We start from the raw sequence: 26,034 nt of genomic DNA on the forward strand, positions 1-26,034 counted from the left end.
CGTCGATGCAGGTGACCGGCGGCACTATCCGCATGGCGACCCCGTGACCTGCGCGGTGTCGGGAACGGGAACGTCCTCGCCCAGCAGACCCTCGGTCTTCAGGTCCGACCAGAGTCCGCCGGGGATCGGCAGGGCGAACATCGCGGCGCTGTCACGGACTTCGGCCGCAGTCCTCGCGCCGACCAGGACGCTGGCCACTGCGGGATGCCCGAACGGGAACCGCGACGCGACGGCGCGCAGCGGCACGTCGTACCGGTCGCACACCGCCTTGATGCGCAGTGCGCGCGCCAAGACCTCATCGGACACCGCCGAGTAGTCGTATCGCGCTCCCGCATGCGGATCGGCCAGGAGCCCGGAGTTGAACACCCCACCGGCCACCACCGACGTTCCGCGGCGTACTGCCTCGGGCAGCAGTTCGGCGAGCCCGCTCTGGTCCAGAAGCGTGTACCGGCCGGCCAGCAGCACCACATCCACGTCCGTGTCGCGGACGAACCGGGTCAGCATCGTCGCCTGGTTCATTCCGGCCCCGATCGCGCCGACCACCCCCTCAGTGCGCAGCCGCTCAAGCTCCGGATAGCCGTCGGCGAACGCGGACTCACCATGGTCGTCGGGATCGTGCAGGTAGACGATGTCGACGCGGTCCAGTCCCAGCCGGGACAGGCTCGCCTCGATGCTCCGGCGGATACCGTTCGCGCTGAAGTCCCACACTCGTCGATGCGTCGCGGGAACCGCGAACCCGGCCGTATCCAGGCCGACGTGGCCGCCGGACCCGTTCACCGGCTCCAGAAGGCGTCCGACCTTCGTGGACACGACGAACTCCGACCGAGGCCGGTTCCGCAGAGCCTGGCCGATCCGCCGCTCCGACAGACCCAGGCCATAGTGCGGAGCCGTATCGAAGTACCGGATCCCCAGCGCCCACGCGGCCTCGATGGCCTGTGCGGCATCGTCGTCCGAGAGCGCCGCGAAAAGGTTGCCCAGGCCGGCCGCCCCGAACGACACCCGGCTGACTTCGACTCCGCTGCGCCCGAGTCGCACCGCTGGATACATGTCCGTCTCCATCTTCGACTCCCGCCGGGTCAGCCGGTCACCGGCCGCAGCCGGACCCCGGCCATCCCACCGTCGACGGGCAGGGCCGTTCCCGTCGTCGACGCGGCGCCCGGGCCGGCCAGGTAGACGATCGCCGCCGCGACCTCGTCGGCCGAGACCAGGCGCCCGTTGGGCTGGCGCGCGCCGAGGGCGGCGCGTTCGGCCGCGGGATCCGCCGCGGCATCGAGGAGCCGAGCCACCCACGGAGTGTCGACGGTCCCGGGGTTCACGCAGTTCACCCTGACGCCCTCGCGGACGTGGTCGGCCGCCATCGCCAACGTCAGCGACAGCACCGCACCCTTGGTGGCCGAATAGAGGGCCCGCTGCGGCAGACCCGCGCTCGCCGCGATGGAGCAGGTGTTCACGATCGACGCGTGCGGCGACGCGCGCAGGTACGGCAAGGCGGCGCGGGTGGTACGCACGATCCCGAGGACGTTGACGTCGAACACCTTGTGCCACTGCTCATCCGGGTTGTCCTCCACGGTGCCGACGGCGCCGATCCCGGCGTTGTTGACCAGGATGTCGATGCCGCCGAGTGCGCGTGCCGCCTCCTCGACCGCGGTGCGCACCGAGGCGTCGTCGGCCACATCGGTGGTGAGGCCCAGGAGCGGTGTGGGGATCCCGGCGGGGGCCAGGTCGAGGACGGCGACGGCGGCACCCTGCGCGGCGAGAAGGCACGAGGCGGCCAGGCCGATCCCCGAAGCACCTCCCGTCACGACCGCGGTGAGTCCTTTGAGGTCGTTCATGCGCTCTTCTTCCTGCCATGGCCGCTGACGGGCCGATTGGAGCTCTCGAGGACGCGTCAGGCGGTGCCGGCGGCACCGTCGGTTCCGGCGCCGATCACGGTGGGGAGCAGTCGTTCATGGGCACGGCGAAGGTGAGTGCGCATGGTGGCCGAGGCGGCGTCGGCATCCGCCTCGCGCAGGGCGTCCAGGATGCGCTCGTGCTCGCGGCAGGTCGCATCGGTGATGCCGTCGCGGAAGTAGAGCCGGTACAGGTGCGTGTGGGCGTGGAACCGTCGCAGTGTGTCGGCCATCAGGGTGTTCCCGCCGGAGCCGGCGATGATGTCGTGGAAGAGCGCGTCATGGTGGACGAACAGCCGCAGGGTCTCGCGGTCGGCGCCGCCCTGTACCTTGCGCATCTCGGTGAGGCTGCCGGCGAGCGCCAGCAGGCCGTCCTCGCCGATCCGGGCGGCGGCGCGTCCTGCGGCGGCGGGTTCGAGAAGCATCCGCATCTCGAACAGCTCGTCGAAGTCCTTGCCGGCCATGAGCGGTGCGGCGGCGTAGCCGGCGAGGGGACGCTTGACGACCAGCCCATCGGCCTCCAGGCGGGCCAGCGCTTCCCGCACCGGTGTCGGCGAGACGTCCAGCTCTTGAGCCAGTGTGGTGATGTTCAGTTTGGCGCCCGGCTCGATGTCGTGGTTGACGAGCCGTTGCTCGATCGCACCGTAGACCGTGTCGGCGAGCATCTGCCGGGGCTGCATCAGCGTCATCGCCTCACCCTTCCATCCACCTCACCGTTCCCGTCGAGACGGCAGGCCGTGCGCTGTCCACGGGGGGCGCCCCGCAACGTTCGCAGGCGTTGCCAGATCGGCCCTTCTCTCAAGGATCATATACGATAAATATCGGTACCCGCTAGGGAGTCCTGCGTGCGTCGCCGCTCGGGCCGTCGGTGGCCGCATCGAGTCACGCCCATCAAAATTCTCTCTGGCCAGCACGTTTGCTCGAACGTGGGCCGATCGCCCCTCGCCGGCGACGCGCCGGATCGGGAACGTCTCGATTCGGCCCATCTCTTGACTGGGCCGCGCTCCGGATCCATACTCCTCGGAAAATATACGATCCAGGAGAGAGGCGCTGGCAGATGAAGCGTTCATTCGCCGCACAGGTGCTGGTCGTCGCTGGTCTGTCGGCGGTGGCCCTCACGGGCTGCAGCACCAAGGGGGGGTCGAGCGCCACGGGCGGGACGGGCACGGCGGCCAAGGCTCCGCTGTCGAGCGTGAAGGTCGCCCTCGTTCCCGGTGGCGCACATCCGTACTTCCAGCCGTGGAAGACGGCCGGGCAGAAGGCCAAAGCCGACTTCGGGCTCGGCGCGATGACGTTCAGCGAGACCGCCGAATGGAACCAGTCCAAGCAGAACAGCCTGCTGGACTCACTGGCGGCTCAGGGTTACAACGCGTTCGGCATCTTCGGCGTCTCGCCGACCGACATCAACAGCACCTTCGCCGAGCTGAAGTCCAAGGGCTCCGCGGTGGCGTCGCTGGGGTCCTGCCCGGCCGGCGACGTCGACAAGGCCGACTTCTGTCTGGCCACCGATGTGGAGCAGGCCGCGTACAAGGCCGCGCAGGCCGGCATCAAGGCCATGGGCGGCCACGGAACCCTGGTCCACCTCACCGGCAACAACGTCGACTCCAATACCCAGCGCCGGATCGCCGGGGTGAAGAAAGCGGTGGCGGAGACCAACGGACAGGTCAAACTCCTCACGACGATCACCGACGTCGACACGGACCTGCAGACCGCACAGCGGGCCGTCTCCGATCTGCTCACCGCCCATGGCACGCAGATCACCGGAATCGTGTCCACCGCCTACAACCCGGCCGTCGCCGCCGCGGCCGCGGTGAAGCGCGGCAACAGGCCCATCAAGGTCGTCGCCATCGACGACGACCCCAAGATCCTCGCCGGAATCTCCGACGGTTCCGTGGCCGCGACCGTCACCCAGAACCCGGTCGGCCAGGCCTATGTCGGCTCGTGGGCACTCGGTCAACTGCGGAGCGGGGCGTGCACGGTGCGTACCCCCGGCACGGCGGTCGACTCGGGCTCCTTCGTGGTCACCCACGACAACGTGACCACGTACGACCAGGAGCGGCAGGCCAAGACACAGCAACTCCTCAAGACCTTCAAGGACACCGTCCTGTCCTGCGCCTGAGGCATGCCCGCGGCAGCCCAGGCGGAACGGCATGACCTACCAGTTGAGGAGACCGGCGTGACCAAGATCGTCGAGGCGACCGCCTTCCTGGTCGACGTGGAAGTGGAGACCGAGCGCACCGACGCGGTGCAGGCGTTCCTCAAGCAGGAGACCGTCTTCGTCGAGTTGACCACCGATGACGGAAACACGGGGCTCGGCTACTCCTACACGATCGGTACCGGCGGCAGCGCCGTGCTGGCGCTGCTGCGGGACCATCTCCTGCCTCGCCTGCCAGGGCAGGATGCTCGAGAGATCGAGTACCTCTGGCATGACCTGTTCGCCTCCACCCGGGCCACCACGGTGGGTGCGATCACCTCGCTGGCCCTGGCGGCGGTGGACACCGCGTTGTGGGATCTGAGGTGTACGCGGGCCGGTGAGCCGCTGTGGCGTGTGGCCGGCGGGTTCCGCCCGCGGGTGCCGCTGTACGACACCGAGGGCGGCTGGCTGCATCTGTCCACCGACGACCTCGTCACCGGTGCGCTCGCCTCCCAGGCCGCCGGCTGGTCGGGGATCAAGGTCAAGGTGGGCAAGCCCCGGATCGAGCAGGATGTCGAACGGCTGGGCGCGGTGCGCGACGCCGTCGGCCTCGGTCTGGACATCATGGTCGACGCCAACCAGTCGATGACGCGCGCCGAGGCGCGACGCCGTGCCGCCGCGTTCGAGCCGATCGGCCTGGCCTGGTTCGAGGAGCCGCTTCCGGCCGACGACGTCGAGGGACACGTCGCGCTCGCCCGTACGACCCCCATCCCGATCGCCGTCGGCGAGTCCCTCTACTCGCCGGCCCATTTCCGCGACTACCTCGCTCGCGGCGCGGCCTCCATCATCCAGGTCGACGTGGCCCGCATCGGCGGGATCACACCCTGGCTGAAGGTCGCCCACCTCGCGGAGACGTTCAACGTCGACGTCTGCCCGCACTTCCTGATGGAACTGCACGTCAGCCTCGTCGCCGCGGTGCCCAACGGGCGCTACGTCGAACACATCCCGCAGCTGCGCGCCATCACCCACGGCGAACTGCGCATTGAGAACGGCCACGCCATCGCCCCTGACACGCCGGGACTGGGCATCGCCTGGGACCGTGACGCGATGGCCGACAGGAGAACGGCATGAGCACATCGTCGACCCACGAGACCGACCGCCCGGACCCTCCGCCACCGGAACCGACGAGGTCCGCCGGCGCCGGCCGGCTGCCGGCAGGGACGTCTCAGCGGATCGGACTCCTGGTGGCGATCGCGGCCCTCGTGGTCCTCTTCGGTTCCGTTCAGAACTCGTTCTACAACCAGCAGTTCAGCGTCTTTCCGTTGCTGCAGGACGTCGCCATCTTCACCGTGGTCGGACTGTCTCAGATGGCCGCGTTGTCCATCGGTCACATGAACCTGGCGGTCGGACGCATGGCCGCCTTCTCCGCGATGTTCATGGGTCTGGCCTACCAGCGATGGCATCTGCCGTTGTACGCGGGACTGGCGGTCGGCCTGCTCGCCGGTGCCGCCATCGGCGCCCTGACCGGCTGGATCATCAGCACCACCGGAGTGAACTCGTTCGTGGTCACCCTGGCGATGGACTTCGCACTGCTGGGCCTGGTCTCCCTGGTCTACTCCCAGTTCACCACCGCCGCGGCGTTCACGACGAAGCCCGCCGGCATGGACGGCCTGCGCAATTACTCGCTGGCAGACGTCTGCGTGGGCTCTGTCTGCGGATCGCCCGCAGTGCCGCAGATCCTGCTGTTCACCATCGTGGCGATGCTTCTGATCGGCTACCTGTACGCCAGGAGCCGGACCGGTCGCGAACTTCTCCTGGTCGGTTCGAACATCACCGCGGCCCGGCTGTCGGGCATCCCGGCCGGGCGCCGGGTCATCTTCGCGCACGCGCTGTCCGGGACGCTCGCCGCCCTCGCGGGCTTCATGCTCGCCGCCACGAGCGGCTCGTTCACCGCCGGTATCGGTGCGGAGTTCATGATCCCCTCCTTCATCGGCCCGGTCCTCGGCGGCACCCTGCTCACCGGCGGTGGCGTCTCCGTGATCGGGACTCTGCTGGGCACCTCTCTCGTCCAAGTGATCCGCCAAGGGCTCACGACACTGGGAATCGGCCTGGAGAGCCTGAACATCTACCTCGGCGTGATCCTGCTGCTCGCGCTGTCCACCGACCGCATCAGGTCGGCGGTCGTCACGCGAAGGGCGGCGACATCCCGATGAGCGCCTCCGGGCCGAGCCGGGCCGGCCGATCCGTGCCCCTCACACGATTCACCCGCTCCACCGAGATGACCCTGCTCGTCGTGGCCGTGCTGGGATCCGCGGGTCTGGTGGCCGGTTCCCACGGCAGTCTGCTGCACGGCGACGCCATCCGCGGCGTTCTGACCTATCTCACCGTCCCCATCCTCATCGGGCTGGCACAGCTCGTGGTGCTGGCCGTCGGCCAGATGAACCTCTCGGTCGGCGCACTCGGAGGCTTCCTGGCAGTCGTCATCGCCGTGCTCATGGCCGACCATGGTGTGCCCGCCCCGATCGCGATCCTGCTCGCGCTCGCCGCCGGCACGCTGATCGGTGCGGCCAACGGACTGCTGGTCGTGGCGACCCGGATCAACGGATTCATCGTCACACTGGCGACGATGACGATCCTGGGCGGCCTGCAGTACCGGTTCGCCGGCACCCGCACGATCGACCTCGGTTCGTCCGGCCTCACCCGGTTCGGCGACATGGCAGTGCTGAGCATCCCGGTGATCTTCCTGCTCGCGCTGGTCATCGCCGGGCTACTGGCCTTCTTCCTGCGCCGAGTGGCCACCGGACGCCGAATGCTGGCCAGCGGAGGCAATCCTCTGGCCGCACGGCTGTCCGGTATCTCCAACGACCGTAGCCTCATCGTGGCGCACGCGCTGTCCGGGCTGATCACCGGCATCGCGGCGATCGTCACCGTCGCTTCGGCTCCCGGAGTCAACAAGAGCATCGGGGGAGACTGGCTCCTGCCCAGCTTCGCCGCCCCCATCATCGGCGGAGCCGCACTGGCCGGCGGCTCGGTCTCCGTGCTCGGCGCCGTGCTCGCCGCGTTCATCGTCCGCCTCGTCGACGTCGCGCGGGCCCAGTACTCACTCGACCCGAGCTGGGTCAACTTCACCGTGGGGGCCATCGTCCTCGGCACCGTCATCATCGGTCAGGTCCGGCAAGCCAGGCAGGCCAGGACCCCTTCCGGACGAGCAGGCGGCCACGGGGCGAAAGACACCGGTGACGCCGAATCGGGCAAGTACGCACCAACGGCCAGGAGCACATCGTGACCGACATCGCGGCGGCCACCGCCACCCCACCGGCCCTCCTCGCGGACCGGCTCGTCAAAGACTTCCCCGGCGTCCGGGCACTGGACGGTGCCACGCTGCGCATGGAGGCCGGTTCGGTGCACGCCTTGCTCGGCGAGAACGGCGCCGGGAAGTCGACCCTCATCAAAGTCGTGACCGGGCTGTACCGGCCGGATGGCGGCAGCCTTGTCGTGCAGGGGCAGCCGACTGCCCTCTCGTCCCCGCACGACGCGGTCCAGGCCGGGATCTCCGTGGTCCACCAGGAACGCAACGTGATCCCGGAGTTCTCCGTCGCCGAGAACATCACCCTGCGGCAGATCCCGGTGCGAGGCCGCCTGGTGGACCGTGACGAGATGCGCCGGCAGGCCCGCCGATGCCTGGACCTCCTCGACGTGGACCTGGACGTCGACGCCCCGGTGAAGACGCTCTCGACGGCGCAGATCCAGTTGGTCGAGATCGCCAAGGCGCTCTCGACCGACAGCAGGGTGCTGTTGCTGGACGAGCCGACCTCGGCGCTCACCCTCCAGGAAACGGAACGGCTCCTGGAAGTCATCGGTCGCCTGCGGGATCAGGGCACCGCGATCCTGCTCGTCAGCCACAAACTGGAGGAGGTCTTCGCGGTCTGCGACACCGTCACGGTGCTGCGCGACGGAGCCTCCGTACTGGAAGCGGAGCCGGTCGCCGCGTACACCAAGGATGAGATCGTCGGCCTCATGGTGGGCCGCAGCCACACCAAGGATGCCTTCGCCCCCCGCACGGTCGACCCCGACGGCCCGCCGGCACTGGAACTGGACGCGATATCCACCGCGGCCGGCCACCGGAACATCTCTCTCGACGTACGCCGCGGGGAGATCGTTGGCCTCTACGGGCTCGTCGGCGCGGGGCGCACCGAACTGGCCAAAGCGTTGCTGGGCCTGGAGCGGGTGGTCTCCGGAACGATGCGGGTGCACGGTGAGCCGGCTCGCATCCGCGACGTGGGCCAGGCGCTGGGCCGCCACCGCATCGGCTATGTGCCGGAGAACCGCAAAGAGGAAGGGCTCTTCCTCGACCAGCCACTGACGAGGAACATCGCCGTCACCGTGTGGGCCCGGATCCGCAGAGCCTTCGGGTACGTCCCGCCACAGCGCGAGCGGGACCTCGTGCGGGAGTACACCGAACGCCTCGGCATCCGGTCCGCCGGACCCCGCCAGCTCGCCGGCCAACTCTCCGGCGGCAACCAGCAGAAGGTCAGCCTCGCCAAGTGGCTCGCCGCGAAGACCGAGATCCTCATCATCGACGAGCCCACCGTCGGCATCGACATCCGCACCAAGGCCGCCTTCCACCGGCTCATCTGGCAACTGGCCGCCGACGGGCTCGCCATCCTGCTGATCACCAGCGACCTCTCGGAGATGGTCACTCTGGCCGACCGCATCACGGTGATGCGCGACTTCCAGATCGCCGGTGGCGTACCCAACACCCATGACTACGAGCCGATGAGCCAAGCCGTCATCCGGCTCATCCACGGTGCCGCTCCCGACACCGCGGTGGCATAGCGGCACCCCGACGAGGGGCGGCGACGAGCGGCACTGCGGCAAGCTCTGGGCGGCAGGGGACACCGCCGGGATCAGGCGCGCGGACCGCTCGTCGCGCGCCGGGCCGGCCTTGTCGGCGCCACGAGTTCCTGTGCGGCGACGGCTGCCCCGCCGCGTGCCCATTCCTCGAAGGGAAGCGGCCGCACGATCAGCTCGCACTGCGCGGCCGCGCCGAACGCCTGTGCGGTGAACGCCTGGCGGATCCGCTCCTCGAACAGGTCGTACGAGGCGACGCCCTCGCCGGAGATGATGATGCGCTCCGGCCCGATCAGGTTGGCGACCGCGGCGATGGCCAGGCCGAGAGTGTGACCCGCGCGGGCGAACACGGAGGTGACCGCCGGATCTCCGCCGTGGGCGAGCCCGACGGCCTCCGCGATGGACAGTCGCAGGTCGCCGGTGACCTGTCGTGTCTGCTCGACGATCGCCTGCGTGGAGGCGACGGCCTCCACGCAGCCGACGTTGCCGCAGGTGCAGATCCGGTCCGAACCGCCGATCGGCAGATGGCCGATCTCTCCCGAGACACCGTGAGTGCCGGTGACGACGTGGCCGTCGATGGACAGCCCGCAACCGATGCCCGTGCCGATCGTGACGAGGGCGAACGACGGCACGCCGGCGCCCGCGCCGAACCACTGCTCGGCGACGGTGAGCGCTCGGACGTCATTCTCGACGATCGTCGGCGTGCCGGTCGCGTCCTCGACGAGCTGGGCCAGCGGCACTCCGTGCCAGTTGAGAAACGGGGAGTGGTGCACCGCTCCGGTCTGCCGGTCGACGTCTCCGGATATCGCGACTCCCAGGCCGTGGATCTCGCCCGCCGGTGGTCCGGCCGCGGCGGTGAGCCGCTTGACCAGCTGGGCGATGGCGCGTACGACGCTGCCGACGTCGCGGGAGTCCAGCGCGGTGCGCCGGGTCGCGATCGGCGTGGCGGTCAGGTCGGTGCGCACACCGATGAGCTCGTCGGCGGTCACCTTGACGCCGAGGAAGCCGGCTCGCTCGGCGCGGACGGCGACGAGCGTGGCCGGCCGGCCGGTCGAGCGGTCGCCGGCGGGTCGCCCCTGCTCGACGATCCAGTCGTCGTCGAGCAGCGGCGCGGTGGCCTTGGTGACCGCGCCCGAGGACAGGCCGGTGCGGCGGCCGATCTCCGCCCTGGTGAGCGGGCCGTGGGCCAGCAGTGTTCGGAACACCAGCGCGGCGGCCGGGGCCTGGTTCGGGAGCTCCACGAGACCGATCATAGCCTTCCGGTGGAAGCTAACTCATGGGGCCAGGAGGGGTAACGCGTTCGCTCCACTCTCGTCATCCGCTGGAAACAATATATTGAAGGCGGAAGCAAACTACTCGGCGCGCCGTGCAGTGTCATTCCCGGTAGGCGCTCTTCAGGCGGGACCGCGACGTCTCCAGGTGGTCGCGCATGGCGGCCGCGGCCGCCTCCGGATCCCCTCGCTCGATGGCGGCGAGCACCGCCCGATGCTCGTCGACGGCGTGACCGGCGATTCCATGGCGGAAGAAGAGGCGGTAGCCGTGGGTGTGCGCGCGGAACCTGCGCAACGTGTCGGCGATGAGAGGACTGCGACTGGCCTGCGCGATCGCGTTGTGGAACGCGGCGTCCAGCTCCGCGAAGCCGCGGTAGGCCTGGTAGGTGTCGCCGCGCAGCGCCGGCGTCATCTGGTCGAGGGTGTGACGCATCTCGGCCACCTCGGCCGGGGTGGCGTGGTCGGCGGCGCGGGCGGCGGCCGCCGGTTCGAGCAGCAGGCGGACGTCGTACAGGTCGTCCAGTCCGGCCTGGTCGAGCAGGGAGGCGACGAGGTATCCGGCGTTCGGCCGGCGCACGACGAGCCCCTCTGACTCGCAGCGCGCGAGCGCCTCACGAACGGGCGTCTGGGACACCTCGAGCTGACGTGCCAGCCCGTCGATGGACAGCCGTGCCCCGGGCTCCAGGTCATGGTCCATCAGCAACGCCTTCAGAGACTGGAAGACCGACTCGCGGACGCTGACCTTGGCCGGTCCGGCCGTGCCCGCGTCGGCTCTGAATTCAGCGCCCCCGGATGGCACCGGCTCGCTCATCGCACCTCCCACCTCGACGGTTTCGAGATCGGTGTAGGGCAGCGATTCGTCGGTGTGCCGGAGTTACCGCTGCGAAAAGTTTGTAACCAGGTGTTGACATGTGGCGGAACGGACCTGCATCCTCGGTTCAAATCGTATCGTATCCGATTCGGGCTGCCCCCGCAGGACGCAGAGGATGACCTCGTGACTCTTCCGGACTGGTTCAGCAAAGCGGGCTTCGGGCTGTTCGTCCACTGGGACCACGCGAGCAGGCAGGGCCTCGAGATCGGGTGGCCCCTGGTCGGCAAGTCGATCCTGCCCGGACGAACGGAGCCGGAGGCCGACGTCACGGTCGCGCAGTACCAGTCGAGCGCGGCGGAGTTCGACCCCCGGCGCTGGGATCCGCACGCCGTCGCCCGGCTGGCCCGTGACGCGGGCGCCCGTTACGTCGTCTTCACGGTCCGCCATCACGCCGGCTACTCGATGTACCGCACACGGCACTCGGCGTTCTCCGTCGCGGCGTCACCGTACGGGCGTGACATCACCCGCGAGTTCTTCGACGCGTTGCGGGCCGAGGGCCTCCGCGTCGGCGTCTACTACTCCCTGCTCGACTGGAACCATCCGGACTATCCGGCGTTCACCGACGCCGACCGCCCCTATCCGTACGAGCGGTACCACCGGCCGTCGCCGGAGCAGTGGGCGCGGTACATCGACTACGTCAAGGGACAGCTGACCGAGCTGCTCACCGAATACGGGCCGATCGACCTGCTGTGGTTCGACGGCGAGTGGGAACGCACCGCCGAGGAGTGGCACGCCGCGGAACTCCGCGAGCTGATCAAGTCGCTACAGCCGAACGTGATCATCAACGACCGGCTGCCGGGCCAGGGCGACTACGCCACCCCCGAGCAGGGCATGCCGCGCCGGCCGCCGGCCGGCCCGTGGGAGCTGTGCCTCACCATGAGCGAGAGCTGGGCGTACCGGCCCGACGACCTGGACTACAAGAGCCCGCGGCTGCTCGCCGGTTACCTGAGCGAGGTCGTCTCCCGCGGCGGCAACCTCCTGCTCAACATCGGACCGCGAGGCGACGGGTCGCTCGTGCCCACCGAGGTCGCCACGCTCAAGGCCCTCGGCGCCTGGCTGGCCGGCCACGGCGAGAGCATCATCGGCGCCGGGCCGGCGCCCGAGCGCCTCGACTTCCACGGTCCGGCCACCCAGCGGGGTGACCAGATCTACCTGCACCTGCTGCTCCGTCCACAGGACGACGTCCTCATCGTCCGCAACGTCCCCATCGGTTCGGTCACCGGCGTGCGCATGCTCGGCACCGAACAGCCGCTGCCGTACAGCGTGAACGAGGAGGTGCACAAGGCGAACGGCGCCGACGACGAACCGCTCGGCGAGCTGTTCATCACCGTGCCACCGCCGACCGGCGCGCTCATCGACGTCATCGCGATCGAACTGTCCACCTCTCCCAAGGACGAGTCACGTGCGAATCACTAGAACCCCCAGGGCGACCCGATACACCGCCGTCGCCGGTGTCCTGCTCGCGGCCGCCGCCCTGCTCCCGGCATGCGGCACCGGTCCCGGTGCCTCGTCCGGCGACGGGAAGTCGCTCCGGGTGCAGATCCCGACCGGTCCGATGGCCTCTGCCATGCAGCAGGTCGGCAAGGACTTCGAGAAGGCCAACCCCGGTACCAAGGTCACGTTCGAAGGCGTCGATTCCAACAGCTCGCGCGGCCCGAACGCGGCACTGCTCAGCTCGACCGCAACCCCGGACATCGGCTACCTCCAGCGCAGCACCGGCGTCTGGTCCACGTTGCTGAAGAACCGCCAGCTGACCCAGATCGACGACGTCTGGACGGCCGCCGGCCTGGCGAACAAGTACTCCAAGAGCCAGACCGCCTACTACACCACCGACGGGCACCACTACGGCGTCCTCTACGAGGAACTGCTGATCGCCCCGATCTACTACAACAAGGCGGCATTCGCGAAGGCGGGCATCCCCGAGCCGGCCGAGCACCAGATCGCGTCCGCCGCCGACTTCGAGGCCATGGTGGGCAAGCTGAAAACCGCCGGCTATCAGGGCTTCGGCGTCGGCGGTTCGAGCCCGTTCGACCTGGGCCACACCCTCGACGCGCTCCTGCCCACGGCGGTGACGGCCGAGCAGTACGCCGCCATGCTCACGAACTTCAAGCCGGGCTCGCCCACGGACGTCAAGTACACCGACCCGGGCTTCGTGAAGGTCCTGCAGACCATCCAGGACTGGCAGCGCAAGGGCATCTACCAGAAGGGGATGCTCGGCATGGACACCACGCAGGCCCAGGCGCTGTTCACCAGCGGCAAGCTCGCGATGCTGCAGGGCGGCAACTACTCCTACGCGGACCTGAAGGCGGCCAAGCCGTCGTTCGACATCGGCTGGTTCCTGCTGCCCTCGCTCACCCCGGGCCGCAAGACGCCGTTCGACGCCTTCAACGGCGACACCCTGGTGATCCCGGCGAAGGCCGCGAACCCGGCCCTGGCCAAGAAGTTCCTCCAGTTCTTCATGACCGACAAGTACCAGGTCAGCGTCGTCGCCGGCGGCGGCTCACTGCCCGTGTTCAGCTCGATCCGGCCGTCGAGCCTGTCGAACCTCGGTGACCTGGTCCAGCAGCAGTTCGAGCTGTCGCAGTCCGTGGGACTGGTCAACATCTGGGACTCCACCGTGCCGTCCACGCTCGGGCAGGCGTTCGCGGTGCCGGTGTTGCAGAAGCTCGTGGCCGGCAAACTGAGCCCGCAGCAGGCGGCGCAGCAGTTCCAGACGGCGCTGGAGAACCTGCGGTCCGGCAAGGTGTCGGGAGCCTCGGACTGATGGCCGCGCACGGCGTGACCCCGGCCACCCTCCAGCGCCCGCGCCGGAGGCCACGGACCTTCCCGCTCGTCATGATCGCTCCGGCCATGCTGCTGCTGGCCCTGTTCATCGCCTACCCGATCGCCGAGTCCGTGCACATCAGCCTCGGGTCCTGGGACGGCATCGGCTCGGTCGCCTACCGCGGCCTGGCCAACTACCGGCGCCTCGTCCACGATTCGCTGGTCCGGCAGTCCGTCGTGACCAGCCTGACCTTCTTCCTCGGGACCGTGGTGTTCACGGTGGCGATCGGATGCCTGCTGGCGAACGCGATCAGCCGGGAGATCCCCGGTGCGCGGATCTTCAAAGTCGTCTGGTTCCTGCCTGTGATCATCCCGGTCAGCGTCGCGGGCATCTTCTGGTCGAACGCCTTTCAGCCGACGACCGGCGTGGTGAACTCCGTGCTCGGTTCCGTGGGGCTCGGCGACGGGCACGCCTGGCTCGCCTCGTCGTCGACCGCGCCGTACGCGACGATCTTCGTCGCGGTGTGGACGCAGACCGGGTACGCGATGCTGATCCTGCTGGGCGCGATGGACACCATCCCGCCGGAGGTCCACGAGGCGGCCACCCTCGACGGAGTCGGAGCGGCCGGCCGGCTGTTCCGCATCACCCTGCCGAACATCCTGCCGATGCTGGGCACCATCACCACGCTGATGTCGGTGTTCTCTTTCAACGCCTTCGGCGTCATCTACGCGATGACCCGGGGCGGGCCCGGGAACTCCACCAGCATCCTGCCCGTGCTCGTCTACAAGCAGTCCTTCCTCGACCAGGACTACGGCTACGGCTCGGCCACCGCGGTCGTGACGACGCTGATCGTGGGGGCCATCGGCATCCTGGTGCTGCAGGTGTTCCGCCAGCGCTCCCTGGACGCGCGATGACGGCCTCGATGACACGGACGCGGCCCGCCGACCCGGCCGTGCGAACGGTGACGAGGCGGCGCGGGCGACGGTCGGCCTGGCGGCACGGCCCCCTCTGGTACCTGGGGTACCCTGCTCCTGCTGGCCTGGACGGCGATCACCGTCATCCCGTTCCTCTCGATGCTGCTGCTCTCGCTGCACCCGACGAACGACATCTACGCCCATCCGCTCGGGCTGGACGGCCGGTGGCAGCTGTCGAACTACACCGCCGCCTGGCGGGGCGTGGTCGGCGGTGCTCCGCTGTCGACGTACATCGTCAACAGCCTGCTCGTGGCGCTGTGCAGCCTCGCGATCGGAGTGACCTGCGGCAGCCTCGCCGGCTACGGGCTGGCCCGCGCGACCAGGGGCCTGTCGAACGTGGTGAGCCGGATCATGGTGCTCGCGCTGAGCGTCCCCCTGGTGGTCGCGCTGATCCCCACGTTCGAGCTGCTGGGGCGGTACCGATTGCTCAACAGCGTGCTGGGGGTCTCGCTGGTCTACGCGGCGTTCATGACGCCGACGATCGCGCTGATCATGCGATCCGTGTTCGCCGCGGTCCCACGGGAACTGCTCGAGGCCGCCAAGATCGATGGGTACGGCGAGTTCGCCGCGCTCCTGCGCGTCGTCCTGCCGATCAGCAAGGGCGGCTTCATCTCGGTGTCGCTGCTCGGGCTCATCTTCGTCTGGAGCGAGGTGCAGTTCGCGGTCGTGCTGCTGACCCGCCCGCAGAACCGAACGCTCTCGGTCGGTCTGCTCTCCTTCCAGGGACAGTTCGTCAGCGACCAGGGAGCCTTCTTCGCCGGTCTCGTCATCGCCACGTTCCCGATCGTCCTCCTCTTCCTCTTCTTCCAGCGCTACGTCACGAGCGGCATCACGCTGGGCGCGATCAAGTGAGACGCGCGGCGACCCGGCCCGACGCAGAGAGGACAGGACATGACGCGTATTGATGGACGAATCGGCGTCCACCTGATGGAGCCGGAGCCGGCGACATGAGGCGAGTGGCCACCGTCATCCGGCTCCGGCCGGAGAAGGAAGAGGAGTACCGGGCGCTGCACGCGGCCGTGTGGCCGGACGTGCTGGCCGCGCTGCACCGCGCGCACATCGGCAACTACTCGATCTTCCTGCGCGACGGACTGCTGTTCAGTTACTACGAGTACGACGGTGACGATCTGACCGCCGACCTCGCGCGGCTCGCCGAGGACGAGGTGACACGGCGGTGGTGGGGGCTGACCGATCCGTGCCAGCAGCCGGTCGCGTCGGCGGCCGAAGGGGAGTGGTGGGCGCCGATGGAGGAGGTCTTCCACGACGACGGGCCGCTCGGGCACGACTAAGAGCCCGCGCGGAATGGACTGCCGGGCTCGGGCTCTAAGCCGTGACGTCGTCAGCGGGGCAGCGTGGCTCGTACGCGGTCGAGAGTGATCGGTAGATGGCGTTGCCGGGAGCCGGTGGCGTGGTGGACGGCGTTGGCGATGGCCGCGGCGGTGCCGACGATGCCTATCTCGCCGATGCCTTTGGTGCCGACCGGGTTGAGCTCGTCGTCGTGCTCGTCGATCCAGTGGGCCTCGATCCGGCGGACGTCGGAATTCGAGGCGATGTGGTACCCGGCGAGGTCGTGGTTGGCGAAGTCGCCGGACTGCGGATCCATCTCGAGGTTCTCGTACAGTGCCGTGGACAGCCCCATGATCATTCCGCCGAGAAGCTGTGAGCGTGCCGTCCGGGCGTTGACGATGCGGCCGGCGGCGAAGACGCCGAGCAGCCGGTCGACGCGGACCTGGCCGCTGTCGGCGTCGACCCGGACCTCCGCGAACTGCGCGCCGAAGGCGTGCCGGGAGAGCTGTTTCCGGTTCTGGAGGTCCTCGGTCGTGTCGGCTTGCGTTTCAAGGCCGTCGGACGGGATCGCGCCGGAGCGTTCGGCCAGCTCCTTGACCAGTGCCCGGCATGCCTTGCTCACCGCCCAGCCCCATGAGCTCGTCCCCATGGATCCGCCGGCGAACGGCGCGGAACCCAGGCCGCTGCGGCCCACCTCAATGCCGACCCGCTCCAGGGGGACGCGGAGTTCGTCCGCCGCGATCTGCGCCAGCGCGGTGCGAGCGCCGGTACCGATGTCGGCCGCGGCGACGCGCACCGTGAAACCGCCGCCGGGTTCGGCGCGCGCGACGGCGGTGGACGCCATGGTGTAGACGGGGTAGGTCGAGGCCGCGACGCCACTCCCGATGAGCCAGCGCCCGTCACGGCGGACGCCGGGCGTCGGGTCGCGTTCCGCCCAGCCGAAACGCGCCGCGCCCTCACGCAGGCAGGCGACCAGGTTCCGGCTGCTGAACGGCAGACCCGACTCCGGGTCGGCGGACGGCTCGTTGACGACCCTCACCTCGATCGGATCCATCCTCAGTGCGTACGCAAGCTCGTCCATCGCGGACTCGAGCGCGAACATTCCCGGCATCTCACCCGGCGCGCGCATCCAGCCGGGAGTCGGCACGTCAAGCTGCGCCAACCGGTGCGTCGTCCGGCGATTCGGCGCGGCGTACATGATGCGGGTGGGGGTGACGGTCTGCTCACAGAATTCGACGAGGGTCGAGCTCTGTTGCAGGGAGTCGTGCGAAATCGCGGCCAGTCGGCCGTCCCGCCCGGCGCCGAGCCGTACCCGTTGGATCGTCGGCGTCCGGTACGTGACCAGCGAGAACATCTGCTGCCGCGTCAGCGCCACCTTGACCGGCCGGCCGACCGCGCGGGCGGCCAGCGCCGCGAGCACGGTGGGCGGACGCGGCAACGCCTTGGACCCGAAGCCACCGCCCACATGGTCCGCGATGACGCTCACCGCGCCGCCCGGGAGCCCGAACAACGCCGCGAGGGCCATCGAGGTCATCCAGGGCCCCTGATCGCCGTTGTAAACGGTCAGTGCGTCACCGTCCCAGATCGCGATCGTGGCATGCGGCTCCATCGGGCTCGTGTGCTCGGCCGGGGTGGAATATGTCGCGTCGATGGCGACCGGCGCCGCGGCCAGGGCCCGCTCGACGTCACCGACGTCGAGCACCCCGGGGAAACCCGCGTTCACCGTCTCCGGCGCGAAGATCTGCGGATCATCGGTCCGCAGCATGACGTCGTGCGCGTCTTCGTCGTAGTCGACACGGACCGCCGCGGCCGCCTCGCGAGCCGCCTCCAGCGTGCCGGCGACCACAGCCGCGACGATCTGCCCGCGGTACGCCACGTCGCCCGACTGGAGTACGGCCATCTCCGCGTCGTCGGTGGGCTGCAGGCGAGGGGCGTTGCCGCTGTCCAGCACGGCGATGACATCCGGCTGGGACAGTGCGGCGTCACCGTCGATGACACGCACCCGGCCGCGCGCGATCGTCGACTGCACCGGCCAGGCGTAGACCACGTCCGGCACGGGGTACTCGTAGGCGTAGCGGGCCGCGCCGGTGACCTTGTCGCGTCCCTCGATCCGCGCCACCGCCGCGCCCACGGCTCTTTCGAGCATGGTCATGCCTGCCGCCCTCCCGCGAGGTGACGCACGGTCGTCGTGATCATGTCCGTGGCGAGGTCGATCTTGAACGCGTTCTGGGGAAGCGGGCGCGCTGCCGCGAACTCCGCCTGGGCCGCTGCCCGAAGCAGCTCCGGCGTCGGATGCCGGCCGGTCAGCACCTGCTCCGCCTGCCGGGCACGCCAGGGCACGGGGGCCACCCCGCCGAGCGCCAACCGGACCTCCCGAAGCGTCCCATCGGCCGTGGTCGCGACCACGGCCGCGACCGAGACCACCGCGAAGGCGTAGGACCAGCGGTCGCGGACCTTCCAGTACCGCATGACCGCGCCGGCCGGGGGAGCCGGCAGTTCGACGCGGGTGACCAGATCGCCGGAGGCCAGTACGGTCTCGCGATGCGGAGTGTCGCCGGGCAGCAGGTAGAACTCGGACAACGGCACCGTACGGTCGGCGCCGTCGGCGAGCCTCACATGCACGATCGCGTCCAGCACGGCCATCGCCACCGCCATGTCGGACGGATGGGTGGCCACACACGCGTCGGAGGTGCCGATCACACCGAGATCACGGTGGAGTCCGCCGATCGCCGAGCAGCCCGTTCCGGGCGTGCGTTTGTTGCACGGCTTGGTGACGTCCTGAAAGTACGGACAACGCGTGCGCTGCAGCAGGTTCCCGCCCGTCGTCGCGATCGCGCGAAGCTGGCCGGACGCACCCGACAGCAGCGCCTCGGCCAGTGCCGGAAACCGCTCGCGGACACCAGGGTCGCCCGAAAGCTCGCTGTTGCGCACCAGGGCGCCGATGAGCACGCTGCCGTCAGCCCGGTGTTCGATGCGGTCGTACGGCAGCCGAGTGATGTCGACGAGCGTCGCCGGCCGGGCCACGCCGAGCTTCATCAGATCGACGAGATTGGTTCCACCGGCCAGGAACATCGCCTCGGGGTGGTCTTTGACGGCCGTCGCAGCGGCACCGGAATCGGTGGCGCGTTCATAGGAGAAGGGCCTCATCGCATACCTTCCGGGCCGCCCGGCGACGTTACCGTGAGGGCCTCAGATCCGGCTGCCCTGAGAATGGCATCGACGATTCCGAGATAGGCTCCGCAACGACAAAGATTCCCACTCATCCGTTCGCGGACCTCATCGGCGTCCAGCGCACTTGACGAGGGGACGCCGGCCGCGATGTCCTCCGTCACATGACTCGGCCAACCGCGTTCCGCTTCAGCGAGGGCGCCGATCGCCGAGCAGATCTGACCGGGCGTGCAATAACCGCATTGGAGACCATCGGCGTCTATGAAGGCCTGCTGGATCGGATGTAGGTCATCCGGCGGCCCCACCAGATCGGCGACCCCTTCAATGGTGACGACCTCGTGTCCCGCAGCCGCCACCGCGAATATCAGGCAACTGTTCACGCGATTGCCATCCAACAGCACCGTGCACGCACCGCACTGCCCGTGATCGCATCCTTTCTTGGTTCCGGTCAGACCAAGATGTTCGCGCAATGCGTCGAGGAGGGTGACTCGATTATCGAAAGTCGCATTATAATTAGTGCCGTTTATATGGAGAAGTAGGTCGCTGGCCTGAGAATGGACTGCCATATTCAGTACTATGCCGCTTTCGGCGGAAAGGTTATCCTAATGGGTGGCAAAAGATCGCCATAATAGGGCGACCTCGGATCGGGTGTACACGACCGGCGGCCGCGGACGCTAGGGAATCCCGATCGTGCCGCGCTGCGGTCCTGGGTCATCGCGGGGGCCGGGCGGGGCCCGTCGGTGCCGGGCATGCGGATGTCCATCACCACGACGTCAGGGTGGTGCGTCCGGGCGAGTTCAGCGGCTTCCCTGCCGTCGGCGGCCTCACCGACGACGTCCATGTCGGGGGTTGCGCTGAGGAGGATGCGGAAGGTCTGGCGCAGCAAGGCCTGGTCATCGGCGAGCAGGACCCGGATGGTCATGGATTCGGGGCCTCGACACCCTCCAGCGACCGCCACGTAACATCACGGATCGCTAAGGAAACCCGTGAGCCTAGGAGGAAGAGCGCCATGCCGTACGTCATCGCCGCGGCGTGCATCGACGTGATGGACCGGTCCTGCATGGAGGAGTGCCCCGTCGACTGCATCTACGAGGGGGAGCGCAAGCTGTACATCAACCCCGCCGAGTGCATCGACCGCGGCGCCTGCGAGCCGGCCTGCCCGGTCTCGGCGATCAGCCAGGACAGGCGGGTGCCCGGCGACCAGCGCGACTTCGTCGCCGACAGCGCCCGCTTCTTCACCGAGCCGCTGCCCGGCCGGGACGAGCCGTTGGGCATGGCCGGCGGCGCGTCCGCCCTCGGCCCGATCGGCGTCGACAGCGAACTGGTCGCCGCGTTCGAGGCGGTCTGATGCTGGACGGCATGCCACTGGTCGACGTGCATGTGCACGCAGCCCGGCTGCCCACCCTCAAGCCGGCGTGGAAGCAGTGGGCGCACGACTTCGGTGACGGCGAGGTCCTCGGCCGGGTGTACGACGCCTCCGGTACCGTCGATCCCGTCCGGTTCGACGCCTACCTGGCCGACGAGGGGGTGGACATCGCGCTGCTGCTGGCGGAGTACAGCCCGAAGGCCACCGGGATCCAGCCGGTCGAGGACATGCTGCCGCTGACCAGGCATGCCCCGGATCGGATCAAGCTGATCGCCAACATCAACCCGCACCTGCACTACCCGATCGAGGAGGAGCTGCAGCGGCAGCTCGACCTCGGCGCGGTCGCCTGCAAGCTGCACCCCGTGCACGCGGGCGTCGCGGCCGACGACCGTGCCCTGTATCCCGCGTACGAGCTGTGCCAGGCGGCCGGGATCCCGCTGGTCGTGCACTGCGGCACCAGTACGTTCCCCGGCTCGACCAACCGCTTCGCCGACCCGGTCCTGCTGGACGAGGTGCTCCGGGACTTTCGCAGGCTGAACGTCGCGCTCGCGCACGGCGGACGGGGATGGTGGTACGACGCGGCCGCCTTCATGGCCCTGTCGAACGAACGGGTGTGGATCGAGCTGTCCGGGCTGCCCCCGTCCCGGCTGCGCGAGTACTACGCCCGGTACGACTGGAACCGCCTCACCAGACGCATGATCTTCGGTACGGACTGGCCGGGAGTCCCTGGCATCGCCAAGAACGCCCGGGCGATCGCCGCGCTCTGCCCCGACGAGGAGACCGCCGCCCTGGTGCTCGCGGGCAATGCGGCCCGTGTCTACAAACTCGAGCCGGCGATCTGATGGCGATCTACGCCCTCGGCGAGCTGACCCCCGACATCCACCCGGACGCGTACGTGCATCCCGACGCGACCGTGATCGGCGCGGTCACGATCGGGGCCCGCGCCTCCATCTGGCCGGCCGCCGTGCACATCGCCCTCGGCGTGCCGGCCAGGTCGAGGCCCGCCCCGGACCTGGCCAAATGGGTGGACGAGGCCGTCGGTCTATATCAGGACATGGCAGCGCGCTACAACACCGGACTGCGCCGCATCGGCTGAGAGGACACCATGCACGACATCGTCGCCGTCGTCGGCGCGGGCACCATGGGCACCGGCATCGCCCAGGTCGCCGCCCAGGCAGGGCACCCGGTCCTGCTGCTGGATGCCGCCCCCGGAGCCGCCGACCGTGCGGTGTCCGGCATCCGCGAACGGGTCAAGACCCTGGTGGCCCGCGGCAAGATCGACGCCGACCCCGACGCGCTGGACCTGACCGCCGTCGACACCGCCGACGCGCTCGCGCCCGCGCGATTGGTCATCGAGGCGATCGCGGAGGACCTTGAGGTCAAGCGGCGGCTGTTCGCCGACCTGGAACGGGTCGTGACGGTCGACTGTGTGCTGGCCAGCAACACCTCCTCCCTACCGCCCACCGCACTCGCGGCCGGGATGGAGCACCCCGAGCGGGTCATCGGGCTGCACTTCTTCAACCCGGTGCCCCGCATGCGCCTGGTCGAGTTGGTCGCCGGAGCCGACACCTCGGCCCAGGTCGCCGACCGTACGGCCGACCTGGTCACGCGGTGGGGCAAGACAGTGGTCCGCGCCGCCGCGACGCCCGGGTTCATCGTCAACCGGATCGCGCGGCCGTACTACGCCGAGGCATGGCGGCTCCATGAGGAGCGGGCCGCCGCCCCGGAGACCATCGACGCGGTCCTGACCGGGGCCGGCGGCTTCCCGATGGGACCGTTCGCGCTGATGGACCTGATCGGCCACGACGTCAACGAGGCCGTCACCCGCTCGGTGTGGACGGCCTTCGGCCACGATCCGCGCTTCGCCCCGTCCCCGGCCCAGCGAGCCCTCGTCCAGGCTGGCCGGCTCGGCCGCAAGAGCGAGCAGGGCATCTACCGCTACGGTTCCGACTCGCGGCCGCCGGTGGCGACCGCGGCGCCGCGACATCCGGCACCGCTCGAGGTCGTCGACCACGGTGCCGCCGACCTGCGCACCCTCCTGACCCGCTCCCGCGTCGCCGTCCCTGGCGTCGAGCGCGACGACGGCACGATCGCCCTGCCCGGCGGCGCACTGCTGATCCGCAGCACCGGCACCACGGCCACCGAACTGGCCGCCCGACACGGCACCCCGGTGATCGTCGCCGATCGGACCCTCGACGACGCCACCGCCACCGCGATCGCCGTCGCGGCCTGTGAGTCCTGCCCCGATGACGCCTTGGCCGAGGCGATCGGCCTGCTGCAGGCCGCAGACCTGGCCGTCCACGTCATCGACGACACGCCCGGCCTCATCGTCACCCGTACCGTCGCGATGCTGGTCAACCTGGCCGCCGACGCCCTCCAGCAGGGAGTCGCCGACGCCCCCGACATCGACACGGCCATGCGGTTGGGCGCCGGCCACCCGCTCGGCCCGCTCGCCTGGGGCGACCGGTGGGGCGCCGCGACCGTGCACACCGCCCTGGCCGCCCTCCAGGACGCCTACGGCGACCCCCGATACCGTCCGAGCCCGCTGCTGCGCCGCCGCGCGCTGTCCGGAAAGGCCCTGACATGACCCGTGGGTTCGTCATCGACGGCCTGCGCACCCCGATCGGCCGTCTGGTGCTCACCGCCGCCCGGGAGCTGCAACACGCCGACGCCCACCGAGCCGTCGTCACCAGGTGCGTCGGCGTCGGCCAAGGCGTCTCCCTCCTGCTGGAGCGAGTCTCATGACGCTGGTCCAGGTCCGCCGTGAGGACCACCTGTGGTGGGTCGGCCTCGATCGCCCGGCCAAGCACAATGCGCTCGACCAGGCGATGGTCACCGATCTGGACGCGGTGCTGGCCGAGGCCCGCCGCAGTCCCTGCGTCCTGATCGTGCACTCCACCACTCCTGGCATGTTCGCAGCCGGCGCCGACATCGCCGAGTTGCGCGACCGTGACGCCGACGCCGCGCTGCTGGCCATCAACGCCGGCCTGTTCGAACGGCTGGAGGCCCACCGCTGGCCGACCATCGCACTGATCGACGGTCCCGCCTTCGGCGGCGGCTGCGAACTGGCGCTGGCCTGCGACTTCCGGATCGCCTCGGTCAACGCGAGGTTCGCCCAGCCCGAACTGTCGCTGGGCATCATCGCCGGCGCCGGAGCGAACTGGCGGCTGCCGCAACTGGTCGGCCTGGCCACCGCCCGACGCATGCTGTACGCCGGAGCACGGCTCGACGCCCACCAGGCCCTCACCGCCGGCCTGGTCGACGAAGTCGTCGACAGCGGAGAGGAACTCCCCGACCGCGGCCGGGCGCTGGCCGACACCGTCGCCGAACGCTCCTGGCGGGCCCTCGAACTGACCAAGCTGGCCCTGCGCAGCAGACGGCCCGCGACCACGACGTTCGACCTCGCCGCGCAGGCCCTGCTGTTCGACAGCGACGACAAACACGCCCGGATGTCTGCCTTCCTGAAGCGGAGAAAACGATGACGCGCGTACTGCGGAGCTACGCCAACGACACCTGGCAGGACGGCGGCGGACCCACCAAGCCCTCCTGGACGCCGCCACCGGCGAGGTCGTGGCTCTGCTGGCCGCCACCGGCCCCGACCCCGCCGCGATGCTCGACCACTCCCGCCGGGTCGGCGGGCCCGCCCTGAGGGCGCTCACCTTCGGCACGGCCGGCTGCTCTCTCAGTTCTCGGCGGACAGCGCCGCCCAGCGCCGCTGGGCGGCGTCGTGCCACGCCTGATGCAGGTCCTTGAAGACGTTGGCGGCACGCACCCCGATCCGCGAGGCGTGCGGGCTGATCCACACGCCCGCCATCGGGCTGCCCAGGCCCGCCCACGTCAGCCTCGTACGCAGCTGATGGCGCAGGTCACGCCTTGCTTCCGGAACGCTGACCAGCAGCACCAGCCAGCGCCCGTCCCAGGAGTCGCGCTCCCGGCCGAACGAATAGATCCGCTCCGCGCCCTCGCTCAACAGCGCACGGCCGTGCTCGGTCAGCGCCCAGCGCACGCGTCGCCCCACCCGATCGGCGACGATCCAGCCCTCGGCCGCCAGACGGTTCAACGCCTGTCGCGTCGACTTCTCCTCGATCTCCAGGCCGCCCAGCACGTACAGCAGCGTCGAGGTCCACACCGGCTGCCCCTGCGGCAGCACGTACTCGCCGAACATGGTCAGCAGCAACGACCGGATGCTGCCCGCACCGGTCTGCTGGCGGCGTGTGTAGGCGGCACGATCGTGCTCTCGTCACGGGACATGGTGACGGAACACTCCTCGACTGGGAAGATCGCAGAACTACTGAAACAGCGATCCTACAAGCAGCCGACGGATCACCTCAGCAGCCTGCTTCCAGCCCTGCCCACAGGCCCGGGACGCGCCGTACGCGGCGGATGTTCCCGCTAACGGGAACGTGTACCCGAGACTTTACGCGGCCTTCTTGGTGAGGAGCATCGCCGTGACGGCTTGGCTCGTGATCAGCGCCCGCCAGGTGTTGGCGGCCAGGAACGTATCCGGCACGGCGGCGACGAACTCGGTGCCCCGGTCACGGATCAAGAACCGCGGCGAGTCCATTCGCGGACCGGGCTCGATGGCCAGGGGCGCGGCCGCACGCCACACACCCAGACTCACCAAGCAGCATCTGCTGCTCAGCGATCTCACATCGGAGAAGATCGCAAATGTAGGGTGCGGGACGCCAATTACGTCATAACGATTTCACATCAGATATACGCGCAAGCCAAGTCCGCAGCTAGAATACGTTCCGGGCTCGAAGATATGCGAGCACCAGATGGGGTGAGGTAATGTCCGTGCATTGCCCTTGCGGAAATCGGTGCCGCGGGTACTATCCGGGACGCTCGTCGGACTGCGAGCTTGTCGAAGAGTCGGCGGAAATCCCTCAGCGCTTCGCAGATAGGCTGGGGAGGCATGTCGGTGAAACGGTCAATATGAATGAGGGCTTCTTAGCGAAGCTGCTTGGCGGGATTTTCGCTGGCGGCACTGCTGCGTACATTGTGAATAAGGGGGACTCCTACGAGGTCTTCCAATGTTCAGACTGCCTCTGCGAAGTCTGCTACGTCGTCATGTCGGACGAAGGTGGCAAGCGGAGGATGCAGATTGGCGATATTGCCAACTGTGCGAGCTGAAGACCGTTCGGCATCTGGGGATCTCGCAGTCCGTGCACTCCTCGAAGTCCTAGCTGCAGCTGTAAACTTTTAATCCATAGGTTCCGGGTTCGAGTCCCGGCCTACCACTCAACAGGCCGCTGACCTGCGGTTTCTTGCCATCAGTGGATCTTGTGCAGCATGACTCTCGGGGGCATGCATCCTGATGCATAGCCGCGCCCATCTCATCCACGCTACGTCGCCTACAGCCCCGCGATCTCGCTGGCGTCCTGTACGGCGTCGGCGTCGGTGCGCAGGTCCGCAGCGCGTGGGGCGGGCAGGCTGCCCTCTCACGCCCCAGAACCGAG

28 protein-coding genes are annotated in these 26,034 nt (G+C 69.2%); 17 read left to right on the forward strand and 11 right to left on the reverse strand.

Annotated elements, in window-relative coordinates:
• Nucleotides 1-24 precede the first annotated feature (24 nt).
• Genes NE236_RS23660 through NE236_RS23670 form a run of 3 tightly spaced genes read right to left on the reverse strand, consistent with a single transcriptional unit; the run spans nt 25 to nt 2,578 of the window.
• Nucleotides 25-1,059 carry an aldo/keto reductase gene (locus NE236_RS23660; RefSeq protein WP_252844293.1) on the reverse strand — a complete coding sequence of 345 codons (1,035 nt, stop codon included), beginning with the start codon at nt 1,057-1,059 and terminating at the stop codon, nt 25-27.
• Between the two features lie 17 nt (nt 1,060-1,076).
• Nucleotides 1,077-1,832: an SDR family NAD(P)-dependent oxidoreductase gene (locus NE236_RS23665; RefSeq protein WP_252844294.1), complete on the reverse strand. Its 756-nt coding sequence runs from the start codon at nt 1,830-1,832 to the stop codon at nt 1,077-1,079.
• Nucleotides 1,833-1,888: 56 nt separating this feature from the next.
• Nucleotides 1,889-2,578: a GntR family transcriptional regulator gene (locus tag NE236_RS23670; protein ID WP_252844295.1), complete on the reverse strand. Its 690-nt coding sequence runs from the start codon at nt 2,576-2,578 to the stop codon at nt 1,889-1,891.
• Nucleotides 2,579-2,946: 368 nt separating this feature from the next.
• Between NE236_RS23670 and NE236_RS23675 the strand changes: the two genes are divergently transcribed.
• From NE236_RS23675 to NE236_RS23695, 5 genes are read left to right on the forward strand one after another with little or no spacing between them, the layout of a single operon-like run.
• Nucleotides 2,947-4,008 carry a sugar ABC transporter substrate-binding protein gene (locus NE236_RS23675; RefSeq protein WP_252844296.1) on the forward strand — a complete coding sequence of 354 codons (1,062 nt, stop codon included), beginning with the start codon at nt 2,947-2,949 and terminating at the stop codon, nt 4,006-4,008.
• A gap of 57 nt (nt 4,009-4,065) precedes the next feature.
• The gene (locus tag NE236_RS23680) at nt 4,066-5,154 is read left to right on the forward strand and encodes a mandelate racemase/muconate lactonizing enzyme family protein (protein ID WP_252844297.1); all 1,089 of its coding nucleotides are present in this window, start codon (nt 4,066-4,068) and stop codon (nt 5,152-5,154) included.
• Entirely contained in the window at nt 5,151-6,236 is a 1,086-nt protein-coding gene (locus NE236_RS23685; RefSeq protein ID WP_252844298.1) for an ABC transporter permease, read from the forward strand. Before NE236_RS23680 ends, NE236_RS23685 begins: the two co-directional genes overlap by 4 nt.
• Nucleotides 6,237-6,268: 32 nt before the next feature.
• Entirely contained in the window at nt 6,269-7,309 is a 1,041-nt protein-coding gene (locus tag NE236_RS23690; protein ID WP_252844299.1) for an ABC transporter permease, read from the forward strand.
• Entirely contained in the window at nt 7,306-8,859 is a 1,554-nt protein-coding gene (locus NE236_RS23695; protein ID WP_252844300.1) for a sugar ABC transporter ATP-binding protein, read from the forward strand. The genes NE236_RS23690 and NE236_RS23695 overlap by 4 nt, the downstream gene beginning before the upstream one ends.
• 71 nt (nt 8,860-8,930) lie before the next feature.
• On the opposite strand, the gene NE236_RS23700 is transcribed toward NE236_RS23695, so the two are convergent.
• Both NE236_RS23700 and NE236_RS23705 read right to left on the reverse strand, forming a co-directional pair.
• Nucleotides 8,931-10,115 carry an ROK family protein gene (locus NE236_RS23700; RefSeq protein WP_252844301.1) on the reverse strand — a complete coding sequence of 395 codons (1,185 nt, stop codon included), beginning with the start codon at nt 10,113-10,115 and terminating at the stop codon, nt 8,931-8,933.
• 133 nt (nt 10,116-10,248) lie between these two features.
• Entirely contained in the window at nt 10,249-10,956 is a 708-nt protein-coding gene (locus NE236_RS23705; protein ID WP_252844302.1) for a GntR family transcriptional regulator, read from the reverse strand.
• Between the two features lie 183 nt (nt 10,957-11,139).
• Between NE236_RS23705 and NE236_RS23710 the strand changes: the two genes are divergently transcribed.
• The 5 genes from NE236_RS23710 to NE236_RS23730 all read left to right on the forward strand — a co-directional run bounded on the left by NE236_RS23710 (nt 11,140) and on the right by NE236_RS23730 (nt 16,043).
• A complete protein-coding gene (locus tag NE236_RS23710; RefSeq protein WP_252844303.1) occupies nt 11,140-12,432 on the forward strand; it encodes an alpha-L-fucosidase in 1,293 nt (430 codons plus the stop codon).
• Nucleotides 12,419-13,780 carry an ABC transporter substrate-binding protein gene (locus NE236_RS23715; protein ID WP_252844304.1) on the forward strand — a complete coding sequence of 454 codons (1,362 nt, stop codon included), beginning with the start codon at nt 12,419-12,421 and terminating at the stop codon, nt 13,778-13,780. Before NE236_RS23710 ends, NE236_RS23715 begins: the two co-directional genes overlap by 14 nt.
• Nucleotides 13,780-14,694: a carbohydrate ABC transporter permease gene (locus tag NE236_RS23720; RefSeq protein ID WP_252844305.1), complete on the forward strand. Its 915-nt coding sequence runs from the start codon at nt 13,780-13,782 to the stop codon at nt 14,692-14,694. Before NE236_RS23715 ends, NE236_RS23720 begins: the two co-directional genes overlap by 1 nt.
• A gap of 159 nt (nt 14,695-14,853) precedes the next feature.
• Nucleotides 14,854-15,606, forward strand: coding sequence for a carbohydrate ABC transporter permease (locus tag NE236_RS23725; RefSeq protein ID WP_252844306.1), 753 nt, complete (start codon nt 14,854-14,856; stop codon nt 15,604-15,606).
• 95 nt (nt 15,607-15,701) lie between these two features.
• Entirely contained in the window at nt 15,702-16,043 is a 342-nt protein-coding gene (locus NE236_RS23730; RefSeq protein WP_252844307.1) for an L-rhamnose mutarotase, read from the forward strand.
• 50 nt (nt 16,044-16,093) lie between these two features.
• Here NE236_RS23730 and NE236_RS23735 read toward each other — a convergent pair whose 3' ends face one another.
• The 4 genes from NE236_RS23735 to NE236_RS43730 are packed head-to-tail and all read right to left on the reverse strand — an operon-like array spanning nt 16,094 to nt 20,131.
• Nucleotides 16,094-18,193, reverse strand: a complete 2,100-nt coding sequence (locus NE236_RS23735) for a xanthine dehydrogenase family protein molybdopterin-binding subunit (protein ID WP_252844308.1) — start codon at nt 18,191-18,193, stop codon at nt 16,094-16,096.
• Complete coding sequence (locus NE236_RS23740) at nt 18,190-19,188, reverse strand: FAD binding domain-containing protein (RefSeq protein ID WP_252844309.1); 999 nt, start codon at nt 19,186-19,188, stop codon at nt 18,190-18,192. Before NE236_RS23740 ends, NE236_RS23735 begins: the two co-directional genes overlap by 4 nt.
• Entirely contained in the window at nt 19,185-19,775 is a 591-nt protein-coding gene (locus NE236_RS23745) for a 2Fe-2S iron-sulfur cluster-binding protein (RefSeq protein ID WP_252844310.1), read from the reverse strand. Before NE236_RS23745 ends, NE236_RS23740 begins: the two co-directional genes overlap by 4 nt.
• A gap of 8 nt (nt 19,776-19,783) precedes the next feature.
• Entirely contained in the window at nt 19,784-20,131 is a 348-nt protein-coding gene (locus NE236_RS43730) for a response regulator (protein WP_289850806.1), read from the reverse strand.
• A gap of 87 nt (nt 20,132-20,218) precedes the next feature.
• Between NE236_RS43730 and fdxA the strand changes: the two genes are divergently transcribed.
• The 7 genes from fdxA to NE236_RS23785 are packed head-to-tail and all read left to right on the forward strand — an operon-like array spanning nt 20,219 to nt 24,224.
• A complete protein-coding gene (gene fdxA, locus NE236_RS23755; RefSeq protein WP_252844311.1) occupies nt 20,219-20,557 on the forward strand; it encodes a ferredoxin in 339 nt (112 codons plus the stop codon).
• Entirely contained in the window at nt 20,557-21,417 is an 861-nt protein-coding gene (locus NE236_RS23760; protein ID WP_252844312.1) for an amidohydrolase family protein, read from the forward strand. Before fdxA ends, NE236_RS23760 begins: the two co-directional genes overlap by 1 nt.
• Nucleotides 21,417-21,671: a hypothetical protein gene (locus NE236_RS23765; RefSeq protein ID WP_252844313.1), complete on the forward strand. Its 255-nt coding sequence runs from the start codon at nt 21,417-21,419 to the stop codon at nt 21,669-21,671. The genes NE236_RS23760 and NE236_RS23765 overlap by 1 nt, the downstream gene beginning before the upstream one ends.
• A 9-nt stretch (nt 21,672-21,680) precedes the next feature.
• Nucleotides 21,681-23,162 carry a 3-hydroxyacyl-CoA dehydrogenase gene (locus NE236_RS23770; RefSeq protein ID WP_252844314.1) on the forward strand — a complete coding sequence of 494 codons (1,482 nt, stop codon included), beginning with the start codon at nt 21,681-21,683 and terminating at the stop codon, nt 23,160-23,162.
• Nucleotides 23,159-23,320, forward strand: a complete 162-nt coding sequence (locus NE236_RS23775) for a hypothetical protein (RefSeq protein ID WP_252844315.1) — start codon at nt 23,159-23,161, stop codon at nt 23,318-23,320. Before NE236_RS23770 ends, NE236_RS23775 begins: the two co-directional genes overlap by 4 nt.
• Nucleotides 23,317-24,057 carry an enoyl-CoA hydratase/isomerase family protein gene (locus NE236_RS23780; protein WP_252844316.1) on the forward strand — a complete coding sequence of 247 codons (741 nt, stop codon included), beginning with the start codon at nt 23,317-23,319 and terminating at the stop codon, nt 24,055-24,057. The genes NE236_RS23775 and NE236_RS23780 overlap by 4 nt, the downstream gene beginning before the upstream one ends.
• Nucleotides 24,054-24,224, forward strand: coding sequence for a hypothetical protein (locus tag NE236_RS23785; protein ID WP_252844317.1), 171 nt, complete (start codon nt 24,054-24,056; stop codon nt 24,222-24,224). The genes NE236_RS23780 and NE236_RS23785 overlap by 4 nt, the downstream gene beginning before the upstream one ends.
• A gap of 33 nt (nt 24,225-24,257) precedes the next feature.
• Here NE236_RS23785 and NE236_RS23790 read toward each other — a convergent pair whose 3' ends face one another.
• Both NE236_RS23790 and NE236_RS23795 read right to left on the reverse strand, forming a co-directional pair.
• On the reverse strand, nt 24,258-24,752 hold the full coding sequence (locus NE236_RS23790) for a hypothetical protein (protein ID WP_252844318.1): 495 nt from the start codon (nt 24,750-24,752) through the stop codon (nt 24,258-24,260).
• Between the two features lie 240 nt (nt 24,753-24,992).
• Nucleotides 24,993-25,196, reverse strand: coding sequence for a hypothetical protein (locus NE236_RS23795; protein WP_252844319.1), 204 nt, complete (start codon nt 25,194-25,196; stop codon nt 24,993-24,995).
• Nucleotides 25,197-26,034: the final 838 nt, after the last annotated feature.

This window comes from Actinoallomurus purpureus (genome assembly GCF_024055795.1).
In the GTDB taxonomy this organism is placed as follows: Bacteria; Actinomycetota; Actinomycetes; order Streptosporangiales; family Streptosporangiaceae; genus Actinoallomurus; species Actinoallomurus purpureus.